Origin of the sequence: Streptococcus sp. DFI.7.26, from assembly GCF_022240605.1 — a bacterium.
GTDB lineage: Bacteria > Bacillota > Bacilli > Lactobacillales > Streptococcaceae > Streptococcus > Streptococcus xiaochunlingii.
The window spans coordinates 235,809-262,474 of the sequence record NZ_JAKOGN010000002.1; the positions used below are offsets into that span (position 1 = coordinate 235,809).

The 26,666-nt window shown below is 42.2% G+C and carries 24 protein-coding genes; 3 read left to right on the forward strand and 21 right to left on the reverse strand.

The window, feature by feature from the left end; translation table 11 throughout:
* Positions 1-26: 26 nt before the first annotated feature.
* The 17 genes from mltG to L0M85_RS03915 form a co-directional block, all read right to left on the reverse strand.
* Positions 27-1,625 (reverse strand): endolytic transglycosylase MltG, encoded by a 1,599-nt coding sequence (mltG, locus tag L0M85_RS03835; protein WP_238656512.1) that lies wholly within the window; start codon positions 1,623-1,625, stop codon positions 27-29.
* A 74-nt stretch (positions 1,626-1,699) separates the two neighbouring features.
* A complete protein-coding gene (locus L0M85_RS03840) occupies positions 1,700-2,200 on the reverse strand; it encodes a GNAT family N-acetyltransferase (protein WP_048789528.1) in 501 nt (166 codons plus the stop codon).
* A 12-nt stretch (positions 2,201-2,212) separates the two neighbouring features.
* Entirely contained in the window at positions 2,213-2,641 is a 429-nt protein-coding gene (locus tag L0M85_RS03845) for a GNAT family N-acetyltransferase (RefSeq protein WP_048789527.1), read from the reverse strand.
* A gap of 9 nt (positions 2,642-2,650) precedes the next feature.
* Positions 2,651-3,985 carry a UDP-N-acetylmuramate--L-alanine ligase gene (gene murC / locus L0M85_RS03850; protein WP_006595771.1) on the reverse strand — a complete coding sequence of 445 codons (1,335 nt, stop codon included), beginning with the start codon at positions 3,983-3,985 and terminating at the stop codon, positions 2,651-2,653.
* Between the two features lie 14 nt (positions 3,986-3,999).
* Positions 4,000-4,668, reverse strand: a complete 669-nt coding sequence (locus L0M85_RS03855) for a cystathionine gamma-synthase (RefSeq protein ID WP_238656513.1) — start codon at positions 4,666-4,668, stop codon at positions 4,000-4,002.
* A 57-nt stretch (positions 4,669-4,725) separates the two neighbouring features.
* Complete coding sequence (locus L0M85_RS03860) at positions 4,726-7,821, reverse strand: DEAD/DEAH box helicase (RefSeq protein WP_238656514.1); 3,096 nt, start codon at positions 7,819-7,821, stop codon at positions 4,726-4,728.
* A 310-nt stretch (positions 7,822-8,131) separates the two neighbouring features.
* On the reverse strand, positions 8,132-8,578 hold the full coding sequence (locus L0M85_RS03865; RefSeq protein WP_238656515.1) for a hypothetical protein: 447 nt from the start codon (positions 8,576-8,578) through the stop codon (positions 8,132-8,134).
* 6 nt (positions 8,579-8,584) lie between these two features.
* The gene (gene der, locus L0M85_RS03870) at positions 8,585-9,895 is read right to left on the reverse strand and encodes a ribosome biogenesis GTPase Der (RefSeq protein WP_117744583.1); all 1,311 of its coding nucleotides are present in this window, start codon (positions 9,893-9,895) and stop codon (positions 8,585-8,587) included.
* Positions 9,896-9,911: 16 nt separating this feature from the next.
* The gene (locus tag L0M85_RS03875) at positions 9,912-10,628 is read right to left on the reverse strand and encodes an NADPH-dependent oxidoreductase (RefSeq protein ID WP_117744584.1); all 717 of its coding nucleotides are present in this window, start codon (positions 10,626-10,628) and stop codon (positions 9,912-9,914) included.
* Positions 10,625-11,524, reverse strand: coding sequence for a primosomal protein DnaI (dnaI, locus tag L0M85_RS03880; RefSeq protein WP_238656516.1), 900 nt, complete (start codon positions 11,522-11,524; stop codon positions 10,625-10,627). The genes L0M85_RS03875 and dnaI overlap by 4 nt, the downstream gene beginning before the upstream one ends.
* The gene (locus L0M85_RS03885; RefSeq protein WP_236127843.1) at positions 11,525-12,697 is read right to left on the reverse strand and encodes a DnaD domain protein; all 1,173 of its coding nucleotides are present in this window, start codon (positions 12,695-12,697) and stop codon (positions 11,525-11,527) included.
* Complete coding sequence (gene nrdR / locus L0M85_RS03890; RefSeq protein WP_006595763.1) at positions 12,698-13,171, reverse strand: transcriptional regulator NrdR; 474 nt, start codon at positions 13,169-13,171, stop codon at positions 12,698-12,700. It lies immediately after the preceding gene.
* A 113-nt stretch (positions 13,172-13,284) separates the two neighbouring features.
* Positions 13,285-14,100: an endonuclease/exonuclease/phosphatase family protein gene (locus tag L0M85_RS03895; protein ID WP_129822394.1), complete on the reverse strand. Its 816-nt coding sequence runs from the start codon at positions 14,098-14,100 to the stop codon at positions 13,285-13,287.
* A 63-nt stretch (positions 14,101-14,163) separates the two neighbouring features.
* Positions 14,164-16,353, reverse strand: a complete 2,190-nt coding sequence (locus tag L0M85_RS03900) for a PTS transporter subunit IIBC (RefSeq protein WP_154854190.1) — start codon at positions 16,351-16,353, stop codon at positions 14,164-14,166.
* Positions 16,354-16,629: 276 nt separating this feature from the next.
* Positions 16,630-17,319: a response regulator transcription factor gene (locus L0M85_RS03905; RefSeq protein WP_129822395.1), complete on the reverse strand. Its 690-nt coding sequence runs from the start codon at positions 17,317-17,319 to the stop codon at positions 16,630-16,632.
* A 9-nt stretch (positions 17,320-17,328) separates the two neighbouring features.
* A complete protein-coding gene (gndA, locus tag L0M85_RS03910; RefSeq protein ID WP_006151777.1) occupies positions 17,329-18,753 on the reverse strand; it encodes an NADP-dependent phosphogluconate dehydrogenase in 1,425 nt (474 codons plus the stop codon).
* 322 nt (positions 18,754-19,075) lie between these two features.
* Positions 19,076-19,618 carry a DUF177 domain-containing protein gene (locus L0M85_RS03915; RefSeq protein ID WP_236127842.1) on the reverse strand — a complete coding sequence of 181 codons (543 nt, stop codon included), beginning with the start codon at positions 19,616-19,618 and terminating at the stop codon, positions 19,076-19,078.
* A gap of 206 nt (positions 19,619-19,824) precedes the next feature.
* Here L0M85_RS03915 and L0M85_RS03920 point away from each other — a divergent pair, with 206 nt between their 5' ends.
* Together L0M85_RS03920 and L0M85_RS03925 are read left to right on the forward strand one after the other, a co-directional pair.
* Complete coding sequence (locus L0M85_RS03920) at positions 19,825-20,685, forward strand: Rgg/GadR/MutR family transcriptional regulator (RefSeq protein ID WP_238656517.1); 861 nt, start codon at positions 19,825-19,827, stop codon at positions 20,683-20,685.
* 437 nt (positions 20,686-21,122) lie between these two features.
* Complete coding sequence (locus L0M85_RS03925; RefSeq protein ID WP_238656518.1) at positions 21,123-22,340, forward strand: transporter; 1,218 nt, start codon at positions 21,123-21,125, stop codon at positions 22,338-22,340.
* 300 nt (positions 22,341-22,640) lie between these two features.
* Here the strand turns inward: L0M85_RS03925 and htpX are convergent, their stop codons facing one another.
* Together htpX and L0M85_RS03935 are read right to left on the reverse strand one after the other, a co-directional pair.
* On the reverse strand, positions 22,641-23,537 hold the full coding sequence (gene htpX / locus L0M85_RS03930; RefSeq protein WP_048716550.1) for a zinc metalloprotease HtpX: 897 nt from the start codon (positions 23,535-23,537) through the stop codon (positions 22,641-22,643).
* A gap of 1 nt (position 23,538) precedes the next feature.
* A complete protein-coding gene (locus L0M85_RS03935; RefSeq protein ID WP_003004967.1) occupies positions 23,539-24,099 on the reverse strand; it encodes a LemA family protein in 561 nt (186 codons plus the stop codon).
* A 71-nt stretch (positions 24,100-24,170) separates the two neighbouring features.
* On the opposite strand from L0M85_RS03935, the gene rsmG reads away from it, so the two are divergent.
* The gene (gene rsmG, locus L0M85_RS03940) at positions 24,171-24,884 is read left to right on the forward strand and encodes a 16S rRNA (guanine(527)-N(7))-methyltransferase RsmG (RefSeq protein WP_048716547.1); all 714 of its coding nucleotides are present in this window, start codon (positions 24,171-24,173) and stop codon (positions 24,882-24,884) included.
* 29 nt (positions 24,885-24,913) lie between these two features.
* Here the strand turns inward: rsmG and L0M85_RS03945 are convergent, their stop codons facing one another.
* Together L0M85_RS03945 and L0M85_RS03950 are read right to left on the reverse strand one after the other, a co-directional pair.
* Positions 24,914-25,834 carry a carbohydrate kinase family protein gene (locus tag L0M85_RS03945; RefSeq protein WP_238656519.1) on the reverse strand — a complete coding sequence of 307 codons (921 nt, stop codon included), beginning with the start codon at positions 25,832-25,834 and terminating at the stop codon, positions 24,914-24,916.
* Positions 25,835-25,906: 72 nt separating this feature from the next.
* On the reverse strand, positions 25,907-26,662 hold the full coding sequence (locus L0M85_RS03950; protein WP_048691652.1) for an SDR family oxidoreductase: 756 nt from the start codon (positions 26,660-26,662) through the stop codon (positions 25,907-25,909).
* Positions 26,663-26,666 lie beyond the last annotated feature (4 nt).

Here is a 26,666-nt window from a genome sequence, read left to right on the forward strand (position 1 = left end):
AAAAGGTGTGGCATGCCACATCCTCCTTAGTTTGAGCTGCTTTCTGTTAATTTGCTATTCACGTGTTCTTCCACGTTTTTAGTGTGTTCCTCATAAGTTTTTGCAAAATAGACTTCCCCAGTCTCTACATTTGCTACAAAGTAGAGGTAGTCTGTCTTGCTTGGGTTAACGGCTGCTTCAATTGCAGATACCCCTGGACTATCTACTGGACCAGGCATCAAACCAGTATTCTTGTAGATATTATAAGGTGAATCGATATTGGTGTCAATCGTTGCGTCTTCTTTTAGTGTCGTCTTCTTGCCTAATTGGCCTTGTGCGTACAAGATAGCAATATTACTTTGAAGAGGCATATCTTGATTCAAACGGTTATAAAAGACGCTTGCAATATCCTTGCGGTCTTTATCGGTAGCACCTTCTTTTTCAATCAAAGAAGCCAGCGTCAATGCCTCATTGACATCAATATTTTTAGCTTCCATGGTGTCATAGTAGGCTGAAAGATTTTGGTCCATTGCAGCTAACATCTGGTCTACAAGATCTTCCATTTTACTAGTTTTTCCATAGCCATAAGTAGCTGGGAAGAGATATCCCTCCAAGCGGTAGCGTACGCCACTTTCTTTGGACGGCAAGGTTGCTAGTAACTTAGGATATTTGGCTACCATCTTTTCAATAAAAGCATCATCTTGGATGACTTTTAAGAATTCTTCTTGCGTATATGGAGTCTTGGCACCAGATTTGGAGCTTGCATCCACAGATACCACTTTCGCGATTTGATCAATCGTGTAACCCTCAGGAATCGTAATTTTTCCTAAAACTGGTGGTTCTGGGGTTTTAGTCCCTTGCTCTTGCAATTTTTGAATAATGGTATCGAGATCCATACTCTTTTGTAGATTGAAATAACCGGATTGGAAGTTCCCATAATTCTTGAACTTGGTGTAATAGTTGAAGAACTGGCCATTCTTAATCAAGCCTTTTTTCTCCAAAATAGTTCCAATTTCACGATTGCTAGAACCAGCAGGTATTTCAACGGTTACAAACTCTGTAGCCTTGGCATCCATGGCATTTAAGTTAGATTGAACATAGGTCACTGCAAAAATTCCAGTTGCAATTATTAAAACTAAAAGAATTCCTAAAACCGTCAAGACAATCCGCTTCGCAATAGTATTCTGTTTTTTCTTTTTTTGAACACGTTGGTCACGATCCTTGCGCGAAACACTAGATACCGGTTTTTCTTTTCTCGAAACAGCTACAGGCTGACTTGAACTTTCTGCTTCTCGAGTTGGCTCTTCGATTGGTAGAGGTGTTTCTTCTTGGTTCTCTTCGGCTACTTCCTGAATTGCAGGGACCTCTGTAACCTCTGGCACTTCTACTCTTTCTACTTCCACTGGAATCTCTACTGTTTCCTGAACCTCAGACTCTTCTGACACAAGCTCTGGAAGCGTTCCTTCCGTCTCGCCTTCTTTTTTTTCTGGAATAGAGATTTCTTGAACAGGTAAGTCATATTCTTTTTCAGCTTGTAAAATCTGCTTATTGGCTTCTTCAAGATCACGGAGAATTCGCTCTTTAAAGCTTAATAATTTTTCATTCTCTTGTTGGTTATCAGTCAAATACTTGACCTCCCTTGTCATAATCCTTAATATTATATCTTAAAAGGGATAGAAAAGCAATAGGAACGAGGCTTGAGCGCCTCAAATCCTATTGATCAGTTACTTGATGGAACCTCCCATACTAAATCGTACCAAACTTCTCCAGCATAGTTAGAGTCCGAGCGTCCTTCGTTTACAAAGCCGTTCCTTTCATAATACTCAATCAAGTAATCATGACAGGTCAAACTAACCCCTTCCCGTCCTTCTTCTAAGGCAAGATTTTTCATGGCTTCAAGCAGGGCTTTCCCGACCCCTAAGCCTTGGACAGACGGGGAAATCGAAAGACTCGTAAGGGTAATATAACCTCCTGGTAGATGGGACTCGTCTTTTACGTCCGCTGTAAAAGAGCGGTCCTCGACATATCTAGTTTGTGTCACTGGGCCTTCTAAATAGCCTAGGAGTTGGCCATCCTTGTCAGCGACTAAAAAGCTATTATTAAACGTTTCAATATGTTTTGCAAGCACCGTCTTATCTATTGCCTCTTCTGGACTAAAATTTTCCAGTTCTATGGCAACGATGGCTTCTAAATCCTTCATAGTTGCACGACGAATGTTCATTTTTCTTCCTTTCTATAGGGATAGGTGCCACATTAGGTGATAGCCCTCCACTCCTTCTTCCTTATCCCCTATCTCTAGTTGAAAATCATTCATTTCAAAATACGGAATCAACTCCTCTTGGCAGGTCACATGAATCCCTAACAAGGATTCTTGAGCTACAAGAGACTTGAGTGTGGCGAGTAGCAAGGTGCCAAACCCTTGTTTTCTAAAGTCTGGAAGAATTTCCAACCACAATAATTTTAAAGAGGGATTTTCGAACTGCTCCTCCATCTGAATCAGGCAACTTCCAATCACTTGCCCTTCAAATTCCAAGACCAGGGTTCTAAATCCATTCAGTTCTTGCTGATCCGCTCTTTGAAAAGAAAAATTTTGGGACGTGATCTGTTCGATCTCATCCCAATCATTTTCTTTAGCAAACCGAATCCTAACGCTTGGTTGCATGGTATCTCCCTATTGAACGTTATTGGTCAAGTTCCCAAGCAAACGTTCAAATGAATATTCATAGGTCTGGATATCTCCTGCTCCCATGAAGACATAAACGGCATTGTCATGATCCAAGAGTGGAGAAACATTTTCAGCTGTAATCACACCGGATTTCTTAATAATTTTCGCTTCTAGATCTTCTACTTTGACATCCCCATGATCCACTTCACGAGCTGATCCATAAATCTGTGCCAAGTACACCGCATCTGCCTGATTCAAGGCATCCGCAAACTCATCCAAGAGGGCAATCGTCCGAGTAAAAGTATGAGGTTGGAAGACCGCTACGATTTCCTTACTTGGATACTTTTGACGTGCCGCATCCAAAGTAGCAATGATTTCAGTTGGATGGTGGGCAAAGTCATCAATGATGACGGTATCGTTGACAATCTTTTCTGTAAAGCGACGTTTGACCCCGCCAAATGTTTTTAAGTGTTCCCGAACTAAATCAAGATCGAATCCAGCGATATAAAGCAAGCCGACAACCGCTGTAGCATTCATGATATTGTGACGTCCGAAGGATGGGATTTGGAACTGTCCCAAATCTTCTCCACGGAAGTGAACAGTAAAGGTTGATCCAGTAGTAGAACGCAAGAGATCACTGGCTACAAAATCATTGCCCTCTTCTTCAAAGCCATAGTAATAGATTGGGGCATTAGCTGTAATCCGACGAAGCTCAGGATCTTCCCCATAGATGAACAAGGCTTTGGAGATTTGTTTGGCATAATCATTGAAGGCATTAAAGACATCTTCTAGGCCAGTAAAGTAGTCAGGATGGTCAAAATCAATATTGGTGATAATCGAATACTCTGGGTGGTAAGGCATAAAGTGACGTTCGTACTCGTCTGATTCAAAGACAAAGTACTTAGCACCTTTGGAACCACGGCCAGTTCCATCACCAATCAAATAGCTGGTATCTGTGATATTAGACAAGACATGGGACAAAATCCCTGTAGTAGAAGTTTTCCCGTGAGCTCCTGCTACTCCCATGCTGACAAAATCACGCATAAATTCACCCAAGAATTCATGGTAGCGTTGATAGGTGTAGCCTTGAGCATCTGCATAAGCAATCTCTACATTATTTTCAGGTTTAAACGCATTCCCTGCGATCAAGATTTGATCACCGGTAAGATTTTCTTCACTGAATGGTAAAATGGTAATCCCTGCCTGCTCTAAACCTCTTTGTGTAAAGTAATATTTCTCCACATCAGATCCTTGTACAGTGTGTCCCATCTGATGGAGCATCAGAGCCAAGGCGCTCATACCTGCTCCTTTTATTCCGATAAAATGAAATGTTTTTGACATAGTTTCTCCTCCTGCTAGTCCAGATTGGTCACATCGAGTTCTTGTTTAATGGGTCTCGTTTGGATGTTTTGATGATCCTTGTTATAGATTTGACTCTTTTTCAAAAAATCATAATTATTCTTCTTTGGCTTTTCTTCTTGGTGGGACTCTTGAACCGGAAGTTCCTCTGCCTCCTCTAAAAGAATCAATTGCTCTTGTTTCAGTCGCTCGCCATATTTGATTAATTCACCTGGATTTTCTTTTTGAAAAGGAGCTGTTGGCTTCACTTTTGGCATGAAAGAAGGGGTGAATTTTTTCCGATTGGGTTTAGAGGCGATATCTGCTGTTAAATAAGGAGCCGTTCGCTTCTTTTTCAAATCAGCTCGCGCTGCTTCACGCGCCTCTTCTGCGTAGCGATTTGCCGGGCTCTTTTTATCAACAGGTTCCTTGAAATCCGGAGCCATTGGCTGCCTTCTTGACTTGGGCACTTCAAATGGTTTTTGAAGAGACTTTTGAAGGGGTTTCTGATAGGGCTGCTCTGCAGTTTTTCCAGTAGCAATCGGCTCCCATTCTAAATAATTTTTATCTGTATACTCTCCAAGAATATTACTAATGAAGTCCCCGTCATCATATAAATTCATATGGGGCATTTGAGTTAGCATGATTTCATCATCTGCTACTTGTGGGAAATGCTTATCCGTCATCCTTCTTCTTCCTTTCGACACTTCATTAATTATAAACTATTCATTATATTTTTCAAGTTATTCCACCGAAATACCCAAAATTTCCCGAATTTCTTCAATAGAAAGACTAGAGCGCGTTTCGGTACCATCTAATATGGTAGAAACTAAATGACGTTTGCTGGTCTGGAGCTCTTGTATTTTTTCTTCAATGGTCCCTCGAGTGATCATCCGGTAGACCTCAACATTCTTATCTTGTCCCATTCGATGGGCACGGCCAATGGCTTGATCTTCTACCGCAGGGTTCCACCATAGGTCAACTAGAATAACCGTGTCCGCACCTGTCAAATTCAAACCAACTCCACCTGCTTTCAAGGAAATGAGAAAGGCATCTCCTTGACCGGAATTAAAGGCATTGGTCATGTCTTGGCGTTCATTAGCTGGCGTAGATCCCGTGATTTTAAAAGAAGTCATCTTCAGAGCGTCCAACTCTTTTTCAATGATATCTAACATCCCTCTAAATTGTGAGAAAATCAAAACCCGTTGGTTGCCATCTTTGATCTGCTCTAGCAGTTCTCGAAGGCTATCTAACTTTCCACTTTCTCCATCGTAGTCCTCTAAAAAGAGAGATGGCGTATCACAAATCTGACGAAGACGCATCAAGCCAGATAAGATTTCCATCTTACTGCGATTGAGTTCCTCTTCAGAAGAGCTTAGAATGCGATCTTGCATTTGCTTCAACTGAGCCAAATAGATTGTTTTTTGATCGTCAGCCAATTCATTCTTATAGGTCATCTCTATCAGATCCGGAAGTTCCTGCAAGACTTCACTTTTTTTCCGTCTCATGATAAAAGGCTTGACGTAGTGAGAAATGGTCTCTGGGCTCAATTGTTTAAATTCTTTTTTACCGGGAAATAAACCAGGAAGAACAATTTGGAAAATCGACCAGAGTTCCTCCACATGGTTTTCTATTGGTGTTCCCGACAAAGCAAAAGTATGAGGAACATCGAATTTCCGTAAGTATTGAGCAATTTTGGTTTGGGAATTTTTCATGACCTGCGCTTCATCCAAGATTAAGTATTGGTACTGATTTTCTTCGTATTGCTCTACGTCCTGACGGAAGGAAGCATAACTGGTAATCGCTACCTGAGGATTGCTTGCAATAATCTCGTCGCGACTTGCTTTAAGGCCATAAATGACCTCTACTTTCATTTGTGGGGCGAACTTTTCGAACTCCTCTTTCCAATTATAGATTAAACTAGATGGAGCTAAGATCAAAATCTTAGAATCTGATGTCACAACACTCGAGAGAAAGGCAATAGTCTGGAGTGTCTTTCCAAGTCCCATATCATCTGCCAAAATCCCCCCAAAACCGTAGTGATTAAGCATGGATAGCCAGCGGACTCCTAGTTCCTGATAATCTCGTAGTTTAGCTGTTACTTGCAGCTTACCTAATGGAAATTGCTCTGGATGAATCAAATCATGAGCCAAATGACGAAACTCTTCAGAAAATTGGACATTGTCAGCCGTCTCAAATAACTGGGAGAGCTGGAAAGCTGCAATGCGATTGGTTTGCAACTGCCCTGTCTTTGTCTTCTTTGCACGAAGATTCAATAAGGTCTGACTAATCCGCTTGGTTTCTTCATCAAAGATAAGGACCTTTCCTGTTTGACTGATATAATAGTCATTCTTCTCGATTAAGGCACTCATGACTTGGTCAACTTCAGAGGGATCAATGGAGTCAAATTCAAAACCAATTTCAAGCAGTCGTCCACTGGTTTGAATGTCAATCTTGGGCTTCTCCACCTGATACAAATCCAACAATTTCTCCGAAACTTCTACCTCTCCTAGTTGTTCAAATAATGGAAGGGTCTGCTGAAAGAAAGGATAGATTTGTTTAGGAAGAAGAGGAGACCGTTTGGTTTGAAAGTGATTGGTAAAACCAGCTGCCAAAATGGTTTCAAAAACCAAACGTTCCTTATCAAAATTACTGGAATAAGGCAGATTCTTAAGCTCTTGGTCAGAGCGAACGATACAATCTTCGTAGACAAATGCTACTTCTAACAACACTTTTCCCTGTTCAGATAAATCAAAAGTAAAGTGAGGTTGAAAATCATGGATATAGAAGTTACTTGGTGCTTTCACCTCACCAATTTTCCTGAATTGCTCTAAGCTATAGGTCAATTTGGTCTGATCCGACAAATCAAACTGAACATGTCTCTTCTGATCACTGGATAGGGGTAAACTCTGAACAGCCTCTATCAAAATCTTTTGAAGTGGAGAGATTTGGTAAAAGTGGCCATTTGCCAAAAGAAAGCGACCTTCCACCATTTTATAGGAAGCCACTTGGACCTGTAGTTCGATAAACTCCTTCATTTCCACGACTTGGAAAGAAAACAAGCCTGAATCTTCCTGGAGTTCTTGAAAGAAAACTTCCTGATAGGTATCCATCCCGACTTCAAGGGTAAAGGACGGTAAATCCATCAATAATTGCACAGCCTCTTCAAAGAAGCTCATTGGAAAGTAAAGGTGACGACCTCCATTTGGAAAGAATAGAGCATCATGTACCGTGTCCCCCGATAATAACCCTTCTAAGAATCGTATCAAGGCGCGACTTTCAGGGTCAAAGGCCGCATAGGAAATCGGCTCATAATAACTTTTCCCAATCGCAAAATGGGACTGTTTTCTGATAGCTTGCAAAAAAGCCACAACATCCCGCACTACATACGTTCTCTCATCCGGTCTGCGATAGATACGAAGGGTCCACAAAAACTGACCAGAATAGTCGTCCACATGACCGGTTGCTGAGAGACCAAAACGGATCTCTTTACTTTCAATTTTTGGTAGGACCTGATCTAAAAACAAACTTCCAAAGGATACTTTTTCCTTTGTTTCTTGGCTTTCTGTTGCATCTTGCTCCAAACCAAGCAAGAGTTCCTTCCCTTTTTCATCATTTTTTAAAAAGGCTTCACCCGCAGCTAAATGCACACAGAATTTTTTCTTCTGGAAAAAATCACAACTACAAAAAATTGCTTGATCATCCAGGCTATATCGGAGGGAGTCATTGTCAATTCTGAAATAGAGGTACTGATTTTTCATTTCCTGTAGGGTTACTTTGCCGTTTTCATAGAGAAGGATTCCTTCTGAACGGATTTTCCCAGGAATTAATTTTGCCATATTTACCACCTTATGTTTATCTCCTTATTATATCATATCCCCTCTAAAATAGAAAAAGAAGACAAAGAATTGCAAAGAATTCAATACCTCATTTTACAATCATCTAAGTCCACTTTTCTTTTTTCATTCAAAAAGAGGCTGGGACAAAAGTCCTAGCCTCTCAATTGTCTTTGCATTGTCGAGCAAGACGCAGTGGTTGAGTGGGCTCTACTACGCTGATTTCATCAGCTTTTACAGCCCTACTCAACTGTGCGGAGGTGGGACGACGAAATCGAATTCTTACGAATGACCGATTTCTGTCCCACTCTCTTTATTTTATTCTCTTAAAACCTTCTTTTTTGAGGTTCTTGATATGATCTGAATAGTCGGCCAGTTCTCCAATCGTTTTTTTCTCATCGTTGGCTTTATTGAAGGCTTCAACATCTAGGTCTTGGTAGACGATTTTGGTATGAATCATCAGCCCATCCTCTTTCGTACGACTCACATCTGTTGTATAGCCCGAAATTCCTTTTTTGGAATCAACAATCTCTTTTTTTATATATTCGAATTCAGAGTCATCTTCAATATGTACATTAAAATTATCAGCCCAAAACTCTTCAGAGATCATTTGATTGGATCTATGTCGAATAGTCACTCGAACAAGACTGTCTTTAAATTTTTTCTCATAGGTTTCTTCTCTTTCAAGGCTGCAAGCTGTCAGTCCCAGAAATACAAAAAATGTGATAACAAGCAGGAGTCCTTGTTTCAAAATTTTCATAAAGCCCTACTTCCGTTTCCGAGCGATCAAATGAATCGGGGTTCCTTCAAAGACAAAGGCTTTCCGAATTTGATTTTCCAAGAAACGAAGATAAGAGAAATGCATGAGTTCTTCTTCATTGACAAAGACCACAAAAGTTGGTGGCTTGGTAGCAACCTGAGTCGCATAGAAGATTTTCAGGCGTTTTCCTTTATCTGTCGGTGTCGGATTAATGGCAATAGCATCCATAATGACATCGTTCAAGACAGCTGAAGGAATGCGAGTGTTTTGGCTCTCACTAATTTGCTTGATCATGTCTGGTAGCTTGTGCAAGCGTTGTTTGGTCAAAGCAGAGACAAAGATAATGGGTGCATAAGAAAGATATTGGAATTGATCGCGAATATCATCTTCCCATTGCTTCATGGTGTGGTTATCTTTTTCAAGGGTATCCCACTTATTGACCACGATAATCATTCCTTTTCCAGCTTCATGGGCAAATCCAGCAATCCGCTTATCGTACTCTCGAATACCTTCTTCCGCATTCAAGACCATCAAGACTACATCCGAACGATCGATAGCCCGCATAGCCCGCATCACAGAATACTTCTCTGTATTTTCATAGACCTTACCAGATTTCCGCATTCCGGCAGTATCAATCATGGTATATTCTTGGCCTTCAGCATCCGTGAAATGGGTGTCAATAGCATCTCGCGTAGTCCCAGCCACAGGACTAGCAATGACGCGGTCTTCTCCAAGGATGGCATTGATTAAGCTTGATTTTCCAACATTTGGACGACCAATCAAACTAAACTTAATGACGTCTGGGTTTTCTGCTTCACGATCCGTTGGAAGATTTTCAACGATGGCATCCAAGACATCCCCTGTACCAATCCCGTGTACAGATGACACTGGCAAGGGTTCTCCCAGGCCAAGAGCGTAGAAATCATAGATGTCATTTCGCATCTCTGGATTATCCACTTTATTGACCGCTAAAATGACTGGTTTGTGAGTCTTGTAGAGCATCCGAGCGACATATTCATCCGCATCGGTAATCCCTTCTTTTCCAGATACTACAAAGACAATGACGTCGGCTTCATCCATGGCAATCTCAGCTTGGTGCTTGATTTGCTCCATGAAAGGTGCGTCCACGTCATCAATCCCGCCAGTATCGATAATACTAAATTGGTGGTTGAGCCACTCCGCCGTTGCATAAATACGGTCCCGAGTAACTCCTTCGACATCCTCGACAATGGAAATCCGCTCACCGGCAATCCGGTTAAAGAGCGTGGATTTCCCGACATTAGGACGTCCTACAATGGCAACAGTAGGTAAAGCCATGGTATCCTCTTTTCTCTTATTTTTCTAGTTGGTGTTTCTTTAATAACTCTGCCGTAGCAACTGGTTCCTCCTGTCCAAATTGGGCAGCCAAGCGTTGACTCCAAGTATCTGTTGCCCGTGCTCCAGCATAGGCAGTCTGTACTTGGTCAAAGGCTTCAATCACCTCAGGAGTCTGCACTTGATAGCTTTCCTCAAATACAACAGCTTCCAAAGGAAGGCGTGGTTTAACAGGATGATTCTGATTTGGCACCCCTAAAGCCATCCCAAAGACAGGATAGGTATAGTCTGGTAAATTAAATAATTTAGCCACTTCAGAAGCTTGATAACGCACCAAGCCGATAATGACCCCTCCATAGCCTAAACTCTCTGCAGCCAACAAAGTATTTTGACCTGCCAAGGCAGCATCTACAGAAGTAATCAACAAATTATCCGGTCCTTCTGGATGGAATTGATCCGTATGCATCCGAACCCCTTTTTCAGCTCGGTTGAGATCTCCTACAAACAATAGGAAGACAGAGGATTGACGGATGGCCTCCTGAGGGACAAATTGATACAGTGCCTCTTTCTTTTCTTGGCTTCTCACTAAGATGATGGAATAGGACTGAAAATTTTTCCAAGAGGAAGCCATTTGCCCAGCTGTTAGGATCGCTCGAAGATCTTCCTCCTTGATATCCTCCTCTTTAAAGCGACGGACAGAGGAATGAGATTTCATCAAATCAATAACGGTATTCATCGACGATTTTCTCCTTCTAGGCGCACTTCTTTAGCCAGGAACTTTATTCGCTCCATGACACGTTTAGCTTGCCAAGTCTCATCTCCATTCCGAGACGTAGCAAAATGACGTTCCAAGTCTTCAAAATTGAAATTGGAGGTAAAGAAGGTTGGAAGAATCTCCTGCATCCGGTGTTGCAAAATCACTTGCAAGACTTCATCCCGCACCCAAGGCGACATTTGCTCTGCCCCAATGTCATCAAGAATCAAGATTTCAGCCTTCTTGACTTGATCCAGCATCTCTTTAACTTGGCCTGTATTAATGGCATTTTTGACATCGATGACAAAGCTTGGAAAATGCAGAATCGTTGAAGAAGCCTGCCGTTTTTCAGATAAGTCGTGGGCAAGGGCTGCCATCATATAGCTTTTCCCAACTCCAAAATCTCCATATAGAAAAATCCCTTTACGGGCTTGAGGATAGGAAGCAACAAAATTGGCCAACTCTTCAAAGGCTCCAAAACGTCCCCGATCATCCAAGTCAACTTTCGCTAAGGAAGCTTCCCTCAAGGTGCTTGGCAAGTTGATCAGCTGCAAGCGTTTATTGATAGCAGCTTGTTTTTGTGCCTCAATCAACTCAGGTGTCTCTTCATAGGAAACATCCGCATAGCCTTCATTCATGACCAATACAGGCTTATACCCTCTTGCAATATAATCTTCATCCCCGAGGACAAAGCGATTTCGTTCACTGATGTATTGGTTAAATTTTGAAATGCTACGACGGATTTCTGCTTCCGACAAGGCTTCCTTTTGAATAAAGCTTGCAATCTCAGGTTCGGCGAGAATTTGAGCTACCAATTCTTCATAATTGAACTGCTGTGATCGATTCATCTGGGACATGGTTTTCCCTACGCTCTCCATTTACTCCCCTCCTTGATTTAATTTATCGAGCAAGGCTCGTTTTTGTTGTTCTAGATTAGCCTGTTCTTCCTGGCTGGTCTGATTGGTATAGTTAGGCTGACTCCACTTAGGAACATTGGTTTTTCCAGTCGCTTGTCCACTCTTAGTTGCTTTCTCTTTTGCTTTTTGTGTATGGGAGTCTTGGCGCTGGCGGATCTTCAGGACAGCCTCTTCAGCCGTTTTAATTCCCTCATACGCAAAATCATTCCCAACTTTTAAGGCATATTTTTCATTGAGATTAGCAGAAGCAACCTTATTAAAGGTCAACAACAAGATCACGTTTATGACTTCATCTAATAGGCCTAACTGGGCCAAGTCAGAAATTACTTGGCGTTCTGATTGGGTCACAACAGCCTTACGCGCTTTTTTTATTCCTGCTAAAAATTGACGACTGGTCTTATTTTTAGCTTCCCGGATAATGGCCCTTTCCTGCGGAGTGAACTCATCCTTACCTTTTTCTTGTGGCTCTTGGGTCAGTTTTTGTCTCATCCGTTTGGTCGAAATGACCAAATTAACCGCTGTCTCCTTGGCCAACAGATAGGTCTCGTACCAAGTCCAATTCTTCTCTTCGGTGATGGCATAAAGAACTAAGAGGTCCTCTTGTTCGTTCTCAAAACGAAGGCCATCCCGTACCATTAATTGTTTAAAGTGCTCTAAACTGAAGGAAGATACTTTCCTCTGAGGGGTCGAAACACCATCAATCCCAAAAATAGAGGCAAAGTTCACCTTCCGTTTCTCTCCCTCTGGTTTTTCAGGAAGCAAGTCACGAACTGCTGCTTCTCCTATTTTTTTCTCCAGCAACTTCTGATAAGCAACATTGGCGAAAAATTGATCTGCTTCTAGCGGAGCCAAAAATCGGAACTGAATTCCTTCATCTGTCTCAAAAACCTCTAGTAAATTCATGGCAATCAAACGGTCTAGACTTTCGAGAAAATGAGCGAAACCTAGATCCAAATGATTTAAAACAACAGCAATCAGCCGTTTTTCTTTCCCCTGATCATAGAGACTCAGCAGAAAAGTATATAATTGACTTGCTTGAACACCTAATATTGGTCCATACAGATGCGTGAAAGAGGCTCCTGTAGGCGCTAAATAATTATTCTTCAAGAAAGAAAATGAAGTATTGGGCTTCATCTATTTTTCCTTTTTCTTCTTCGTTCCTTTGGTAATCTGCTTTAAGAGACTTTCCAATTCACCAACATCCTTGAAACTACGATAGACACTCGCAAATCGAACATAGGTAATTTCGTCCAATTCTGCTAACTCGTCCATGACAAGTGATCCGATATAGTCACTCTGGATCTCATTTTCACTCTGACTACGAATCTTTTGTTCGATTCGCCCCACAATTTCCTCAATTTCGTCACTCGACACGGGACGTTTCTGAGCAGATCGAATAATCCCATTAAATATTTTATCTCTAGAAAACTGTTCCCGGGTGCCATCTTTTTTCACCACAACAAGAGTCCGCTCTTCTACTCGTTCATAAGTGGTGAAGCGATGATGACATTCATCACATTCTCTTCTTCTACGAATCGTTTTTCCATCTTCTGCCTGGCGACTATCTACAACACTAGACTTATTTCCGCCACATTTTGGACACCGCATGGACACCCTCCTTATCGTTTCTTAATACTTTATTCTATCATATTTAGGGCTAAAGTGAAAGCAAGGGAAATAAAGAAAATCCCTAGCCTCCTGGAGGGATAGGGATTTGAATATTATGGTAAATACAAGTCAGCTGACAAACCATAATGGTCGCTGACGAGAGGCTGACTAGAACCATCAAACACAACTTCTAGCCGTTCGATAACCCATTCTTTTGAGGTGAAAATATAATCAATCCGCAAGGGTACTTGATTATCATCCCATCCATCAATTCCAGGACCTACAGTGTAAGTCCCCTTGGTCTGGCGAGCTTCAATAAAGCTATCTTGAAGAGCTAGCGGGCTCGCTAAAATGGCTTCATAACCTTCTTGCCCAGCTGGATTATTAAAGTCCCCAGCTAAAATCAAAGGCTTTTGCAATTGGCTAAAGCGTTCTTCTAAACGCGCCCACTCTTGCTGGAAGCCTTTGTCCCACCAAGAGAGGTGAACACTGGCAACAGCAATGTCTTTCCCATCAACTTGGGTTTCTGCAATGGCAATCCGTCGTGTATGATAATCTGTTGGATCATTCACATCTGAAACCAAGAGTTCGCTTGCCTGGATTGGGGTACGCGATAGAATCGCCACACCTTCATGATAACGGTCATAGCCGATATGGTTATAAGCCCAGGTCCAGTGGTAGCTCAATCCTTCTTCTTCTAATTTTTCAACTAAACAACGAACATAGTGATCCTGATGGATCGGCTCCGAAGAAGGAGTTGGATGGTACAAGTCATTAACAGGAACAACTGGACTTTCGATGGTCTGATTAATTTCTTGGAAACAAATCAAGTCGTATTGCTTTTCAAGAATGTCTTTTAATAAGTCCTCAAATTTTTGTTGGGGATTTTCTTCCATCCAACTATGAGTGTTTAAAGTTAAAAATTTCATGATCCTACTCTCCTAATAGAGAATTCCCTGTATCCAATAGATACAAGGAATAACTCTCATAGATTATAATTCAACCTTAGCAACCACAGCATCTGCTGGAAGTTGACCAGTTTGTGTAAGAGTAACAGATTTAATTGCTGCACCATTTGTGAAGACTACAACTGTTGAAGTTGCACGTCCAGCTTCACGAATAGCATCCAAATCTGCTTCTACCAATAGGTCTCCCGCTGCCACTGTTTGGCCTTCTTCTACCTTCACTGTGAAAGGTTTACCTTCCAAACTTACAGTATCAAGACCGATATGAACGAGGACTTCAAGACCAGATTCTGTTACCAAACCAAGCGCATGTTTGGTAGGGAAGACGCTTGTCACCTTACCAGCTACTGGTGAAACAATCTGACCATTTGCTGGTTCAACTGCAAATCCGTCACCCATCATTTTTTGTGAGAAGACTGGATCTTGAACTTTTTCTAATTCAATGACTTGTCCTTCAGCAACTGAGTGAACTTCTTCCGTCACCCCTTTAAAGGCAACTTCTGCTTGTTGAACCGCTGTCTTTTGACTTGGAAGAGTTTCAGGAATCACTTCACCTGAGTCTAACAAATCTTGGATATCTGATTTCAAGACGTCCGCTTTTGGACCGTAAATCGCTTGGACACCTTGTCCTTTCATGACAAGTCCCATTGCTCCTTCAGCCTTCCATTGTTCTTCTGTTCCGACTTTAGTTTCGTCTTTAACAGTAACACGAAGACGAGTCATACATGCATCTACATCGACGATATTGGCACGACCACCAAGAAGGTTAATGATGTTAACCGCTTGAGAAGCAGCAGCCACTTTACTTGAACCTGAAGTTTCAGACTCTTCTGCACCACCCTCAGCTTGTTCGTAGTTTCCATTACGTCCAGGAGTTGCGTAGTTAAATTTCTGGATCATGAAGTTTGCAATGAAGTACATGATCACTGCAAAAAGTACAGTTACCCAGATGAAATTAATGATATCCATACCAATACCAGCTTTAATGGTCATTGGTGTACGAGTCAAGAACTCAATTGATCCAAATGAATGGACACGGAGATTGACGATATCTGCCATCGCGAAGGCTGCACCTTGTACCACTGCATAAACGAGGTAAAGAGGCATTGCTACGAACATAAACATGTACTCGATTGGTTCTGTAACCCCTGTGAGGAAGGTTGCAAGAGCAGTCGCAATCATCATCCCTTTGTATTTGTGTTTCTTATCAGGGTCTACATTACGGTAAATGGCAAGGGCAACCCCCATCAAGATACCGAATGAACCGATCATTTGTCCCACTTTGAAACGAGCAGGTGTGACAGTATCCAACAAGTGTTGGTAAGTAGCAGGGTCAGAAACTTTTGTATTTCCTAAGTCTGTAATCCAAGCCAACCAAAGTGGATCTTGACCAAATACTTGAGTGCCTTTTGCTGCACCAGTTAACACTTCATAAGTACCACCCAATTGAGTATAGTTGATTGGGATAGTCAACATGTGGTGAAGACCAAATGGAAGCAAGAGACGTTCCAAGGTACCGAAAGCAAATGGTGCTAAGATTGGAGCAGTCTCTTTTGAGTTAGCAATCCAAATACCAAAGTTGTTAATTCCTGTTTGGACTACTGGCCATAAGAATGACAAGATAAGAGCCACAATTGCAGAACGAAGGATAACGACAAATGGAACAAAGCGTTTCCCGTTAAAGAATGATAGGGCATCTGGTAACTTGCGGTAGTTGTAGTATTTGTTAAAGGCTGTTGCCCCTACAAAACCGGCAATAATCCCAACGAAAACTCCCATATTCAAGGCAGGTGATTCTAACACACTCGTGAAGTAATCAGCAACCTTGATAGATCCACCAAGAAGTGTTTTCACCTTCGCTTCTGGATCTTTCAGCATATCTCCTGTTACACCGAACATCACACCAGTGATCCGGTTAATCAGGATAAAGGATAGACCTGCTGCAAAGGCCCCACCCGCACGTTCTTTCGCCCAGCTACCACCGATAGCGAGAGCAAAGAGGATGTGGAGGTTTCCGATAACCCCCCAACCGATCTGTTCAAGAACACCACCGGTAGTTACCAAGAAACCAAGTTCTGGATTAATCATTGCAATGGTTTTACCAAGACTGATCATCAGACCTGCCGCCGGCATAACTGCAATGACCACCATCAACGCTTTACCGAATTTTTGCCAAAATTCAAAGCTTAATAGACTTTTGAATGATTGTTTATTCATCATTCGACCTCCTTATAAAATTGAAATGCCCGCAATACGAGAAAACGTTTGCATATTTCACTTACTATTATACCACTTTTTTTCTTTTTGTAAAGCCCTTACATGTAAATTTTTAATTCACAAACATTATATACAAAGGCCTTGGAAATACTGTAATCCAGGCAAACGTTTGCTTCTTTCACAAGATTTTAAAAAAATTTTTTTAAAAAATTTTTCTTTCTTCCTTTTTGACAAACAAAAAAATCCCTTTGAGATTTCTCATCAAAGGGATTGTTGTTATTCTTGCATTTGGTAGCCGACACCTCGGACAGTTTTGATATAGCTCTTTTGTCCTGGAAGATCTATTTTCCCACGAAGATAGCGAATATAGACATCAACGATATTGGTTTCTGCTGTACTCTCATATTTCCACACCCGCTCTAAGAGTTGCTCCCGACTAAGGACATGTTTGCTTCCCATCAAAGTCGCTAACAGGTCATATTCTCGACGTGTCAGGTCAATCACTTCTTCTCCCCGATACACCATATGATTCTCGACATCAATACGCAAATTTCGATAGGAAGTAGGAGCTTTCATCTGATTACAATGTTGGTCAATAAAATCACGACCTCTAAAAATAGCGATGATTTTCTCAACCAAATCACTGATCACGAATGGTTTGATGACATAAGATACTGCAAATCGTTGGATACTCTCCATATGCTCTGAAATTTTCTCACGACTATCCAAGACAATCAAGACTGCTGCAGGACGAATCTTGCTCAGACGCTGGGCAAACTCTTCCCCACTCATATCTTCTAGTTCGTAATTGAGAAGAATTAAATCATATTCTGTAGCTTGCAGGAGTTTCAAGGCGAGTTCCCCTTGTTCTACCAAATCAACTACATAGCCTGCTTTCTGAAGTTCTAAATCAATAAAGCGCGCTAAATTCTTTTCATTTTCTACTAGTAATATCCGCTTTGTCATAACCTACAATTATTTTTCGTCGTACCAAGAATAGTGGAAGGTACCTTCTTTATCCTTACGTTGGTATGTGTGAGCACCGAAGTAGTCACGTTGTGCCTGGATCAAGTTCGCTGGAAGATCCGCTGAACGGTAGCTATCAAAGTAAGTGATAGCTGCTGAGAAGGTTGGGACTGGCACACCAGCTTGAACAGCAAGAGCTACGATATCACGAACAGATTGTTGATACTTAGCAGTGACATCCAAGAAGTACTCATCCAAAAGAAGGTTAGCAAGGTCTGCATCACGGTTGTATGCATCCGTGATCTTTTGCAAGAAACGAGAACGGATGATACAGCCATCACGCCAGATAGAAGCGATGTCTGCAAATGGCAAGTTCCAGTTGTTTTCTTTAGATGCAACACGCAATTGTGCAAAACCTTGTGCGTATGAAATGATTTTTGAGAAGTAAAGGGCTTGACGGATCTTTTCGATCAACTCAGCCTTATCACCTTCAAATTTGAAAGCAGCTGGTTTTGGAAGCACCTTGCTAGCGTGTACACGTTCTTCTTTGTATGTAGAGATGTAACGGGCAAATACTGACTCCGTAATGAGTGACAATGGCACACCAAGGTCAAGCGCTGATTGGCTAGTCCATTTACCAGTTCCTTTATTTCCTGCAGCATCCAAGATGTAGTCAACGATTGGGCCATCTTGACCTTCGTCGTCTTTGCGTCCAAGGATATCCGCAGTGATTTCGATCAAGTAGCTGTCCAATTCACCCTTGTTCCACTCAGTGAAGATTTCAGCCATGTCTTGAGCAGAAAGGCCAAGCAAGTGTTGCATCAAGTCATAGCTTTCAGCGATCAATTGCATATCCCCATACTCGATACCATTATGGACCATTTTCACATAATGACCAGCTCCATCAGGACCGATGTAAGTCACACATGGTTTACCATCTTCTGGTGCTTTTGCAGAGATTTCTTCAAGAACATCAGCTACCAATTCATAAGCTTCTTTTTGTCCACCAGGCATGATAGAAGGACCTTCAAGGGCACCCTTTTCACCACCAGAAACACCTGTACCGATGAAGTTGATACCAGAGTTCGCCAACTCTTCATTACGACGGATTGTATCTTTGTAGAACGTATTTCCTCCGTCGATCAAGATATCGCCTTTGTCCAAATGTGGAAGAAGGGCTTGGATGGTCGCATCTGTACCAGGTCCTGCTTGAACCATGAGCATGATCCGACGTGGTTTTTCGATTGAGTTTACGAAGCTTTCGATATCATAGCTTGGTACAAAGTTCTTTTCAGGATGGCAAGCAACAACATCTTCTGTTTTTTCTTTACTACGGTTATAGATAGCAACTGTGTATCCACGAGATTCAATATTAAGGGCAAGGTTACGACCCATTACGGCCATACCAACAACACCAAAGTTTGCTTTTGTCATGTGACACTCCTCTTTATAGTTTGCCTATATTCTACCATTTTTTGACATCAAATGAAAGTAGAAAATCATCCCCTGCCCCTTCATGTAGAAAGATAGCTCCTATCTACTTTGAAGCAAAAAATAAAAAGTGCCTGAGTTACAGTCCTCAGACACTTTCTAATAGATTCTAGTCATCGGTTTTAGACATTCATTCATTAGCTTCCATAATTCGCTATTTGTAGACAGACACCGTTTCTAACTTCGACTAGCTCCCCGCTATGCTAGCTAATTTTTGCTCCCCACCCCTACTTTCGCTTTCCTTTAGGAAGGCTCCTATCAAACATTATTCTTCTCCGTCAAATAATCCTTGAAGGCCAGCAAAGGGGCTATTTTCTTCTTTCTTAATCGCTTGAGCGGCTTGGTATTCTTCTTCGGATAGGATTTTCCAATCATTGCCTTCGATAAACCCTTGTCCAGCCTCCTCTTCTGGAGTGAGAACCTTGAGGGGAATATTGAGCAGGATATTATCCGCCACACTCTCACTCAGATCAATCTTCCCACCTTCGATTGGAAGGATCAAGTCTTCCTCTAGGGCCTCGATATCTGCGTCAGACTGTACGTCCTCAGCAAATACTTCTGTTACAGGATAGCTTTCTTGGAGTTCAACAGGTTCCATGCTTCGACTAGATGCCAAAACGATGGTGTAGTTCAACTGGTAATCCAAGACATAAAGACCTGTATCATGAGCTACTCGACCTGTCGCTGTCACATTCTTCAAATCAAGAATTTCTGGATTACGCTTTTGCAATTCTTTTAACAAATCCAACTCTTGAGCAAATGCTAGTCCTTCAGGATTTTTACGGATTTCTTGTGTAAATAAATTCATTCTATATTGTCCTCAAATCTTCTAGATACTACTAGTATATCATGAAGCTGTCCCTTCAACCAAGATGTCTCCTCAAAAATTTGTTATAATCATGAAAAAGATACAGAGACTAGGCAAATTGGTGTTGTACACAATGGTCCCACATCTCTTGAACAAAAGATGGTCACTTGCTAGGGCATTGATCAATGTTAGATAGAGGAGAAGTCATGAAAGAAATCGGAGCAGTTTTTCGGCAAATACGTGAAAGTCGCCACATCTCTTTAGAGGAGGCTACGGGTGGCGAATTTTCGCGCTCTATGCTGTCTCGATTTGAAAGAGGGGAAAATGACCTGACGACGCAACGGTTTTTTCAGGCCCTTCAACAAATCAAAACCAGCCTCAGTGAGTTTTCCCATCTAGCAGGGATCGATCAGCACTCCTTTATTCCCAAATTGTTAAAAGAGCACTATGAAAACATGAGCTTGGAACATGATCAAGCCTTGTACCAAAGCTACCAGCAAGCCTACCAGAAACATCAGAAAAAAGAAGACTTCTTAGCCAGCATTATTCTCAAGGCCAAAATGCTTGGCAACTATCCTGAGGTAGAGTTGGCTGCTAGCCAAGAGGAACTAGATTTCCTCTATGACTACCTCTTCTCTGTCATGGTCTGGGGAAATTTTGAGTTAAGCCTATTTTCACTGACCTCTCCTCTTTTCTCTAGTCAGCTCTATCGACAATACACAAAGGAGTTGGTCCAACGGGAGGATTTCAAGCTTCTCCTAGATTCCTCTCGTCCTGCCATCAATTCTATTTTCCTTAATGGCTTTTTTCTGGCCATTAGTTCAAATGAATTTGAAGATGCAACCTATTTTGATCACCTGATTAACAACCACTTTTACTCTGAGAACGAAGCCTACCTTCGGACGGTTTATCTCTACGCCAAAGGAGAATTTCTCTATCGAAAGGGAGAAAAAGAAATCGGTCTTGAAAAGATGGAGCAGGCCATCCAGATTCTCTCTATTCTGGATTGTAAGGACAGTGCCAACTACTACAAACAGGGCCTGCAAGAACTCATCAAGGAATCCTGAAAAGAGAGTGGGACAGAAATTGGTAATTCGTTAGAATTCGATTTCGTCGTCCCACCTCCGCACAGTTAAGTAGGGCTGTAAAAGCTGATGAAATCAGCGTAGTAGAGCCCACTCAACCACTGCGTCTTGCTCGACAATCCAAAGACAATTGAGAGGCTAGGACTTTTGTCCCAGCCTCTTTTTGTTGAAAATATGCAACATTTTGTTTTTCTTATTTCTGAGGTCTACAATAGGATCATCAAGCAAAGAAAGAAGGTTTCTTCCATGATGATCAAACTAAAAAGATATTTCCTTCATTTGTTTCTCAAGCATACCAGCGTCTACCTAAAAGATCAGAAACTTCTTCTCTCTGATGATGAGAAATTACAGATCTTAAAACAAATCTTTCGATCCATCAAACAAGCTCTACCCACTGATCACGTGAAGGAGGAAGGCTTATGAAACTCTTAGCTCGTAATAAAATTTTTGCCTTACTAAGCCTTTCTCGCTTTTTGAATACCCTTGGTGCTGCCATCTACAATCTGGTCTTCGTGGTCTTTGCTGCCAGCATGCCTCAGCCTAGTCTGGCGGTTGGCATTGCTAATCTGATTGTGTTTATTCCCAGCCTCTTTAGCATTTTTGTTGGCATGAAGGCTGACCATACGAAGAAAAAAGCTTACTGGTTGATCCGCATCGGCTATCTCCAAGCGATGCTCTTCATCCTTATTGCGCTCATGACCAAGATTCCAGGTTACCTAGCCTTTTCGATTGTTTGCTTTTTAAACATTGTTTCAGATTGTTTGAGCGATTATCGCGGGGGGCTACAACTCCCCATCATGAAAAAGAACATCTCTAGCGAGGATTTGATGGAGGCTTACTCCTTCAATCAACTACTTAGTATGGTCTGCTCGATTTCTGGACAAGCCTTAGGGGTTTGGCTGCTAGCCATCAGCCATCAACATTTTGCTCTGGTCGCTTCGATCAATGCCGTGACTTTTCTCCTGTCTTCCACTTGTCTCCTGATGAGAAAAAAGCAGCTGACACATGATCCCGTCATTGAGCCCCAAAATAAGAATTCTTTGGTACACGAATGCCAAGAGATGTATTCCAATGCCAAAAATATTTTTGCAGATGAGGAGGTCCACCACTTTGGCAAGTTGCTCTTCTCATTGGTTCTCATCAATGCCTTAGGTGGATCCATCTCTGGTATCTACAATCTGCAACTGCTTGACTCCCCCTTCTTTCAGTTGAGCTTTAGCCAATCCCTCTTGATCTTAGAGGCAGTGACTATTTTAAGCATGGTCTGGGCTAGTCTGACACCTCACGATTATTTTTCCAAACAAACCCTCCACCATATCCTTCTGTGGATAGCAGGTGGGCTGACCATGCTTGGGCTCACAAATATTCTGGTGCACTGGGATTTCCTTTCCCTTCTACTCATCACTTTCCTTGGTTATCTTGTTGCAAAAATCAACCCAAAAGTTTCCAGTCTCTTAATGAGTAAATTACCCGCTGAAAAATTAGCGTCTACCTCTAGCTTTTTGGGACTGATGGTCAGCTTTGCCATGCCCCTTGGAACAGCTCTCTTTTCTAGTCTAGCTATCTGGAGCCTTCCCCTAGCTTGGGGGATCTTTGCCATCCTTGGTTTCACTACCCTCCTCTTAACAACTAAATAAAAAACCCACCATTGGGTGGATTGAGCTTAAAGACAAAGTTATCTTTTATACAATTCTATTAACTTCTATAAAGATAAATACTTTTTTATCTTTAGAGTTATTCAATCATCTACTGAAACTTTCCGCCGTGAGAAAAGTGCTAGAAACAAGGTTGTTTCTAGCACTCGGGAGTTTTGGAACCTTAGGTCCAAAACTAAGTCATGGAACTTCATAGAAGTTCGCTGACGTCCGTACTCACTTAAGGAAAGGTTCTAAGATGATTGTGTCTTCAATCTGAATCCACTGTTTGGTGGATCTTTTTTACATGTTTCTTAATCTTTCAACCCGCTCAGCAATGGGTGGGTGGGTATAAAAGAGCTTTTGAAATCCGGATTCTTTTTTGGGATCGTTAATAAAGAGAGCACTACTTGCACTATCGACTTCTCGTTGCATAGGTACACTGTTATCCAGCTTCAAAAGAGCATTGATCATTCCTTGAGGATTCCGTGTCAATTCGACACTTGAGGCATCCGCTAGGAACTCCCGTTGGCGAGAAATGGCTAATTGGACCAAAGTCGCCGCTAATGGAGCTAATACGATGGCAATCAAGGAAAGGATCAGAATAATAATTTCTAAACCACTGCCTCCTTCTCGATCATCATCCCGTCTACGACCACCGCCCCACCACATCATCCGCCCTCCAATACTAGAGAGCATGGTGATGGCACTGGCAAGGGCAACCGCAATCGTGGAGATGCGGATATCGTAATTGCGAATATGGCTGACTTCGTGTCCGATGACTCCCTCCAATTCCTCACGGTTCATCACAGCCAGAAGACCTGTCGTTGCTGCAACAGCAGCATTTTGAGGATTGGATCCTGTCGCAAATGCATTCATGGACGGATCATCTACAATATAAACTCGAGGCATAGGGATTTGAGCTACCATAGCCATATCTTGGACAATATGGTAGAGTTGAGGGGCTTGCTCTTCCGTCACCTCACGCGCCCCGTTCATCCGCATCACAACTTCTGTTGATTGGAAAATCATACTAAAGGCATAGATACCACCAATGATTAAGGCTAGGATGACGCCGCCAAGTGAAGAGCCTAACCAGAGGTAGCCAACGGCTGCTCCGATAAGAGCCAAGAGTATGAAAAAAGCAATAAGGAGAATCCAGGTTCTCCTTTTATTGCTTGCAATTTGGTCAAAGAGCATATTAGTCTCCTAATCCGCTAAAGTCCACCTTTGGTACTGCTTTTTCTTCTTCAGGTACTTGAAGGAATTCGGCTTGTTTGAAGCCAAACATTCCAGCAATCACATTTGTTGGGAAAGTTTCCAACTTGACATTGTAGTTGCTAGTTACACTATTGTACAATTGACGAGCATAAGAAATTTTGTTTTCTGTGTTAGTCAATTCTTCTTGCAATTGCATGAAGTTGGTGTTAGCCTTCAAGTCTGGGTAGTTTTCAGCCACCGCAAAGATACCTGCCACTTGACGTGAAAGAGCATCACTGGCTGCCATTGCTTCTGCAGGTGAAGATGCTTGAGCTACTTGTTGGCGAAGTTGAGTTACTTTTGCTAGTGTATCTCCTTCGTACTTAGCATACCCTTTAACGGTTTCGATCAAGTTTGGAATCAAGTCATTCCGACGTTTCAATTGCACATCGATTTGACTCCAAGCTTCGCGAGTCTGCATCCGACTTTTTACCAAGCCATTGTATACTCCAACAACTAATAATGCGAGGACCACTAGGACCCCAAGAATAATCCAAATCATTTTATTGAATTCCTTTCATTTCTTTAGTACCAGTATATCAAATTTCCCTTATTTTGTGGTAAAATTATCTTATGAAACCAGAAGAATTTTATGACCGTTTAGCCGACCTCGGCTTCCCACTAACTGATCGACAAAAAGAGCAATACGAACGCTATTTCGAGCTCCTCGTGGAATGGAATGAGAAAATTAATCTCACCGCTATCACCGATAAAGATGAAGTCTATCTCAAGCATTTTTATGATTCTATCGCACCCATTTTACAAGGTTTGATTGAAAACCAACCCATCCGTCTCTTGGATATCGGCGCTGGTGCTGGCTTTCCGAGTCTACCAATGAAGATCCTATTCCCTGAGCTAGATGTGACCATTATTGATTCCCTCAATAAGCGAATCAATTTCCTTCACTTGCTAGCTGAAGAGTTAGGCTTGAGCGGAGTTCATTTCTACCATGGACGAGCTGAGGACTTTGCACAAGACAAGGCCTTTCGTGCCCAATTTGATATCGTAACTGCCCGCGCCGTTGCCCGCATGCAAGTCTTGTCTGAACTGACCATTCCCTATCTGAAAGTAGGGGGACAGCTTCTTGCTCTCAAGGCTAGCAATGCTCCAGAAGAGTTGGAGGAAGCCAAAAACGCCCTCAATCTGCTCTTTAGCAAGGTTGAAGACAATCTACAGTATGAATTGCCAAATGGGGATCCACGCTATATCACTCTTGTAGAAAAGAAAAAAGAAACCCCAAATAAATATCCAAGAAAAGCAGGCATGCCCAATAAGCGTCCATTATAAGATGATACTAAAAAGAAGCTGACAGTTTGTCAGCTTCTTTTTGAATGAACTAATTTTTTTAACTCTTGCTCTAGGGTATGGTGGTGATGACGCTCTAAATGAACTCCCTTGATCGCCACAACCATACTTGCTAGACGGTTAGCAAAGCTTAAGGCATCCTCCACATCTAGCCCTTGCAAAGATGCCACTAAAAAGGCTCCCAGATGACTGTCTCCTGCTCCTACGGTATCACGAACTTTTGTCGGAAATCCGGACATCTCGTAGAACCTACCATCGTATGCGATCGCTCCTTTTTCTCCCAAGGTGACGATGACTAACTGTCCCGTTCTTTGGTAGAGCTTCTTAGCTGCGTCAGCAATCTCTTCACAAGCTGAAAAAGCCTTGGCTTCTGCCTCATTGACATGAAGGATTGGATGCAAATCATAGATAGCTTCCAAACGCTCCTTAGGAATCAAGAGACCTCGAGGTCCTGGCGCAAAAATGACTTGGCCTTTGACTTTTGACACAGATTGAATCAGTTCCAATCCAGTCGGCTCTTCTACTTCAAGGCCACAGAGATAAATAAATTCGTAGCTTTCCTGCTCCAGAGACTGGAGCCATTCCTTCTGAAAACTATATTCTACTCCATGATCTGATAAAAAGGTTCGTTCACCATCCGACTCGATAAAGCAATAACAACAACCATTTGCCCCGGTTACTGAGATTGGAGTATGTATACCCAGCCTCTCGAGTTCTGCCTTGACAAAGTCCCCGTAGACACCCGTCCCCACTGGCGAGATGAAGTCAACATTTTGATCCAAAGCATGAAGTACGGAGACCACATTAAAGGCACACCCTCCAAGAGACCAAGTCTGCTCATGGATATGGGCGTCTCCTTCCCGACTCGGTAGTCGATCCAGATAGACCATAACATCACAAACAGTAGATCCAATCACTAAAGCTTTTGACATGGGTTTCCCCCTCCTATTCTCTATTCTCAACATGGAAAAATAACCAGCACCGGATCGTGCTGGTTAGTAAAACTAATCACCCCGATAGATCGGTTGCGGACCAAAGGTTTGGGAAACCGGCATGATTTCAATCCGGTTGACATTGAAATGCTTGGGTTGTTGGATGAGCCAAGCTACAGTGTTGGCAATGTCTTCAGACTGAATGGCTTGGGCGTCTCGATAGAGAGCCTCTACCCGTTTTTCATCCCCTTTAAAGCGAACCATCGAAAACTCGGTCCCTTCACAGAGACCTGGCTCAATGTTGGTCACCCGAATCTGTTTTCCAGCCAAGTCCGCACGCAGATTTAATGAAAACTGTTTAACGAAGGCCTTGGAAGCACCATAAACATTGGCCCCTGGATAAGGCACTGTCCCAGCAGTTGACCCCATATTGATGACATAACCATCATTTCGTTCCACCATCTGAGGCAAGATTTTCCTTGTCAGATAGGTCAAGCCGATAATATTGGTCTGAATCATGGTCAACCAATCTGCAACCTCTGCTTCATGAGCTGGAGCGAGGCCTAGGGCCAAGCCAGCATTATTGACCAAAACATCCACTCTCTCCCAAGCTTTTGGCAAACTAGCAAGTGCAAGATCCACCTGAGAAAGATCCGTCACATCCATTTGAAGGGGATAAAAAGCTTCTCCCAGCTCTTCTTGAAGAGCCTGTAATTTTTCAATGCGTCTAGCAGCACCAATCACGCGATGCCCATCGGTAACTAAGCGGCGGCAAATCGCTTGACCAAAGCCAGCAGATGCTCCCGTTACTAAAATTGTTTCTGCCATTTTC

Bases quoted from the DNA above. Each gene is read 5' to 3' on its own strand.
- L0M85_RS03885 (WP_236127843.1), bottom strand. From the start codon at position 12,697: ATGAAGCCCAATACTTCATTTTCTTTCTTGAAGAATAATTATTTAGCG.
- L0M85_RS03920 (WP_238656517.1), top strand. From the start codon at position 19,825: ATGAAAGAAATCGGAGCAGTTTTTCGGCAAATACGTGAAAGTCGCCAC.
- L0M85_RS03855 (WP_238656513.1), bottom strand. From the start codon at position 4,668: ATGACGGATAAGCATTTCCCACAAGTAGCAGATGATGAAATCATGCTA.
- nrdR (WP_006595763.1), bottom strand. From the start codon at position 13,171: ATGCGGTGTCCAAAATGTGGCGGAAATAAGTCTAGTGTTGTAGATAGT.
- L0M85_RS03935 (WP_003004967.1), bottom strand. From the start codon at position 24,099: ATGATTTGGATTATTCTTGGGGTCCTAGTGGTCCTCGCATTATTAGTT.
- L0M85_RS03845 (WP_048789527.1), bottom strand. From the start codon at position 2,641: ATGCAACCAAGCGTTAGGATTCGGTTTGCTAAAGAAAATGATTGGGAT.
- L0M85_RS03895 (WP_129822394.1), bottom strand. From the start codon at position 14,100: ATGAAATTTTTAACTTTAAACACTCATAGTTGGATGGAAGAAAATCCC.
- gndA (WP_006151777.1), bottom strand. From the start codon at position 18,753: ATGACAAAAGCAAACTTTGGTGTTGTTGGTATGGCCGTAATGGGTCGT.
- L0M85_RS03840 (WP_048789528.1), bottom strand. From the start codon at position 2,200: ATGAACATTCGTCGTGCAACTATGAAGGATTTAGAAGCCATCGTTGCC.
- rsmG (WP_048716547.1), top strand. From the start codon at position 24,171: ATGAAACCAGAAGAATTTTATGACCGTTTAGCCGACCTCGGCTTCCCA.
- murC (WP_006595771.1), bottom strand. From the start codon at position 3,985: ATGTCAAAAACATTTCATTTTATCGGAATAAAAGGAGCAGGTATGAGC.
- L0M85_RS03860 (WP_238656514.1), bottom strand. From the start codon at position 7,821: ATGGCAAAATTAATTCCTGGGAAAATCCGTTCAGAAGGAATCCTTCTC.
- L0M85_RS03915 (WP_236127842.1), bottom strand. From the start codon at position 19,618: ATGAATTTATTTACACAAGAAATCCGTAAAAATCCTGAAGGACTAGCA.
- L0M85_RS03875 (WP_117744584.1), bottom strand. From the start codon at position 10,628: ATGAATACCGTTATTGATTTGATGAAATCTCATTCCTCTGTCCGTCGC.
- dnaI (WP_238656516.1), bottom strand. From the start codon at position 11,524: ATGGAGAGCGTAGGGAAAACCATGTCCCAGATGAATCGATCACAGCAG.
- L0M85_RS03865 (WP_238656515.1), bottom strand. From the start codon at position 8,578: ATGAAAATTTTGAAACAAGGACTCCTGCTTGTTATCACATTTTTTGTA.
- L0M85_RS03905 (WP_129822395.1), bottom strand. From the start codon at position 17,319: ATGACAAAGCGGATATTACTAGTAGAAAATGAAAAGAATTTAGCGCGC.
- der (WP_117744583.1), bottom strand. From the start codon at position 9,895: ATGGCTTTACCTACTGTTGCCATTGTAGGACGTCCTAATGTCGGGAAA.
- L0M85_RS03925 (WP_238656518.1), top strand. From the start codon at position 21,123: ATGAAACTCTTAGCTCGTAATAAAATTTTTGCCTTACTAAGCCTTTCT.
- htpX (WP_048716550.1), bottom strand. From the start codon at position 23,537: ATGCTCTTTGACCAAATTGCAAGCAATAAAAGGAGAACCTGGATTCTC.
- mltG (WP_238656512.1), bottom strand. From the start codon at position 1,625: ATGACAAGGGAGGTCAAGTATTTGACTGATAACCAACAAGAGAATGAA.
- L0M85_RS03950 (WP_048691652.1), bottom strand. From the start codon at position 26,662: ATGGCAGAAACAATTTTAGTAACGGGAGCATCTGCTGGCTTTGGTCAA.
- L0M85_RS03945 (WP_238656519.1), bottom strand. From the start codon at position 25,834: ATGTCAAAAGCTTTAGTGATTGGATCTACTGTTTGTGATGTTATGGTC.
- L0M85_RS03900 (WP_154854190.1), bottom strand. From the start codon at position 16,353: ATGAATAAACAATCATTCAAAAGTCTATTAAGCTTTGAATTTTGGCAA.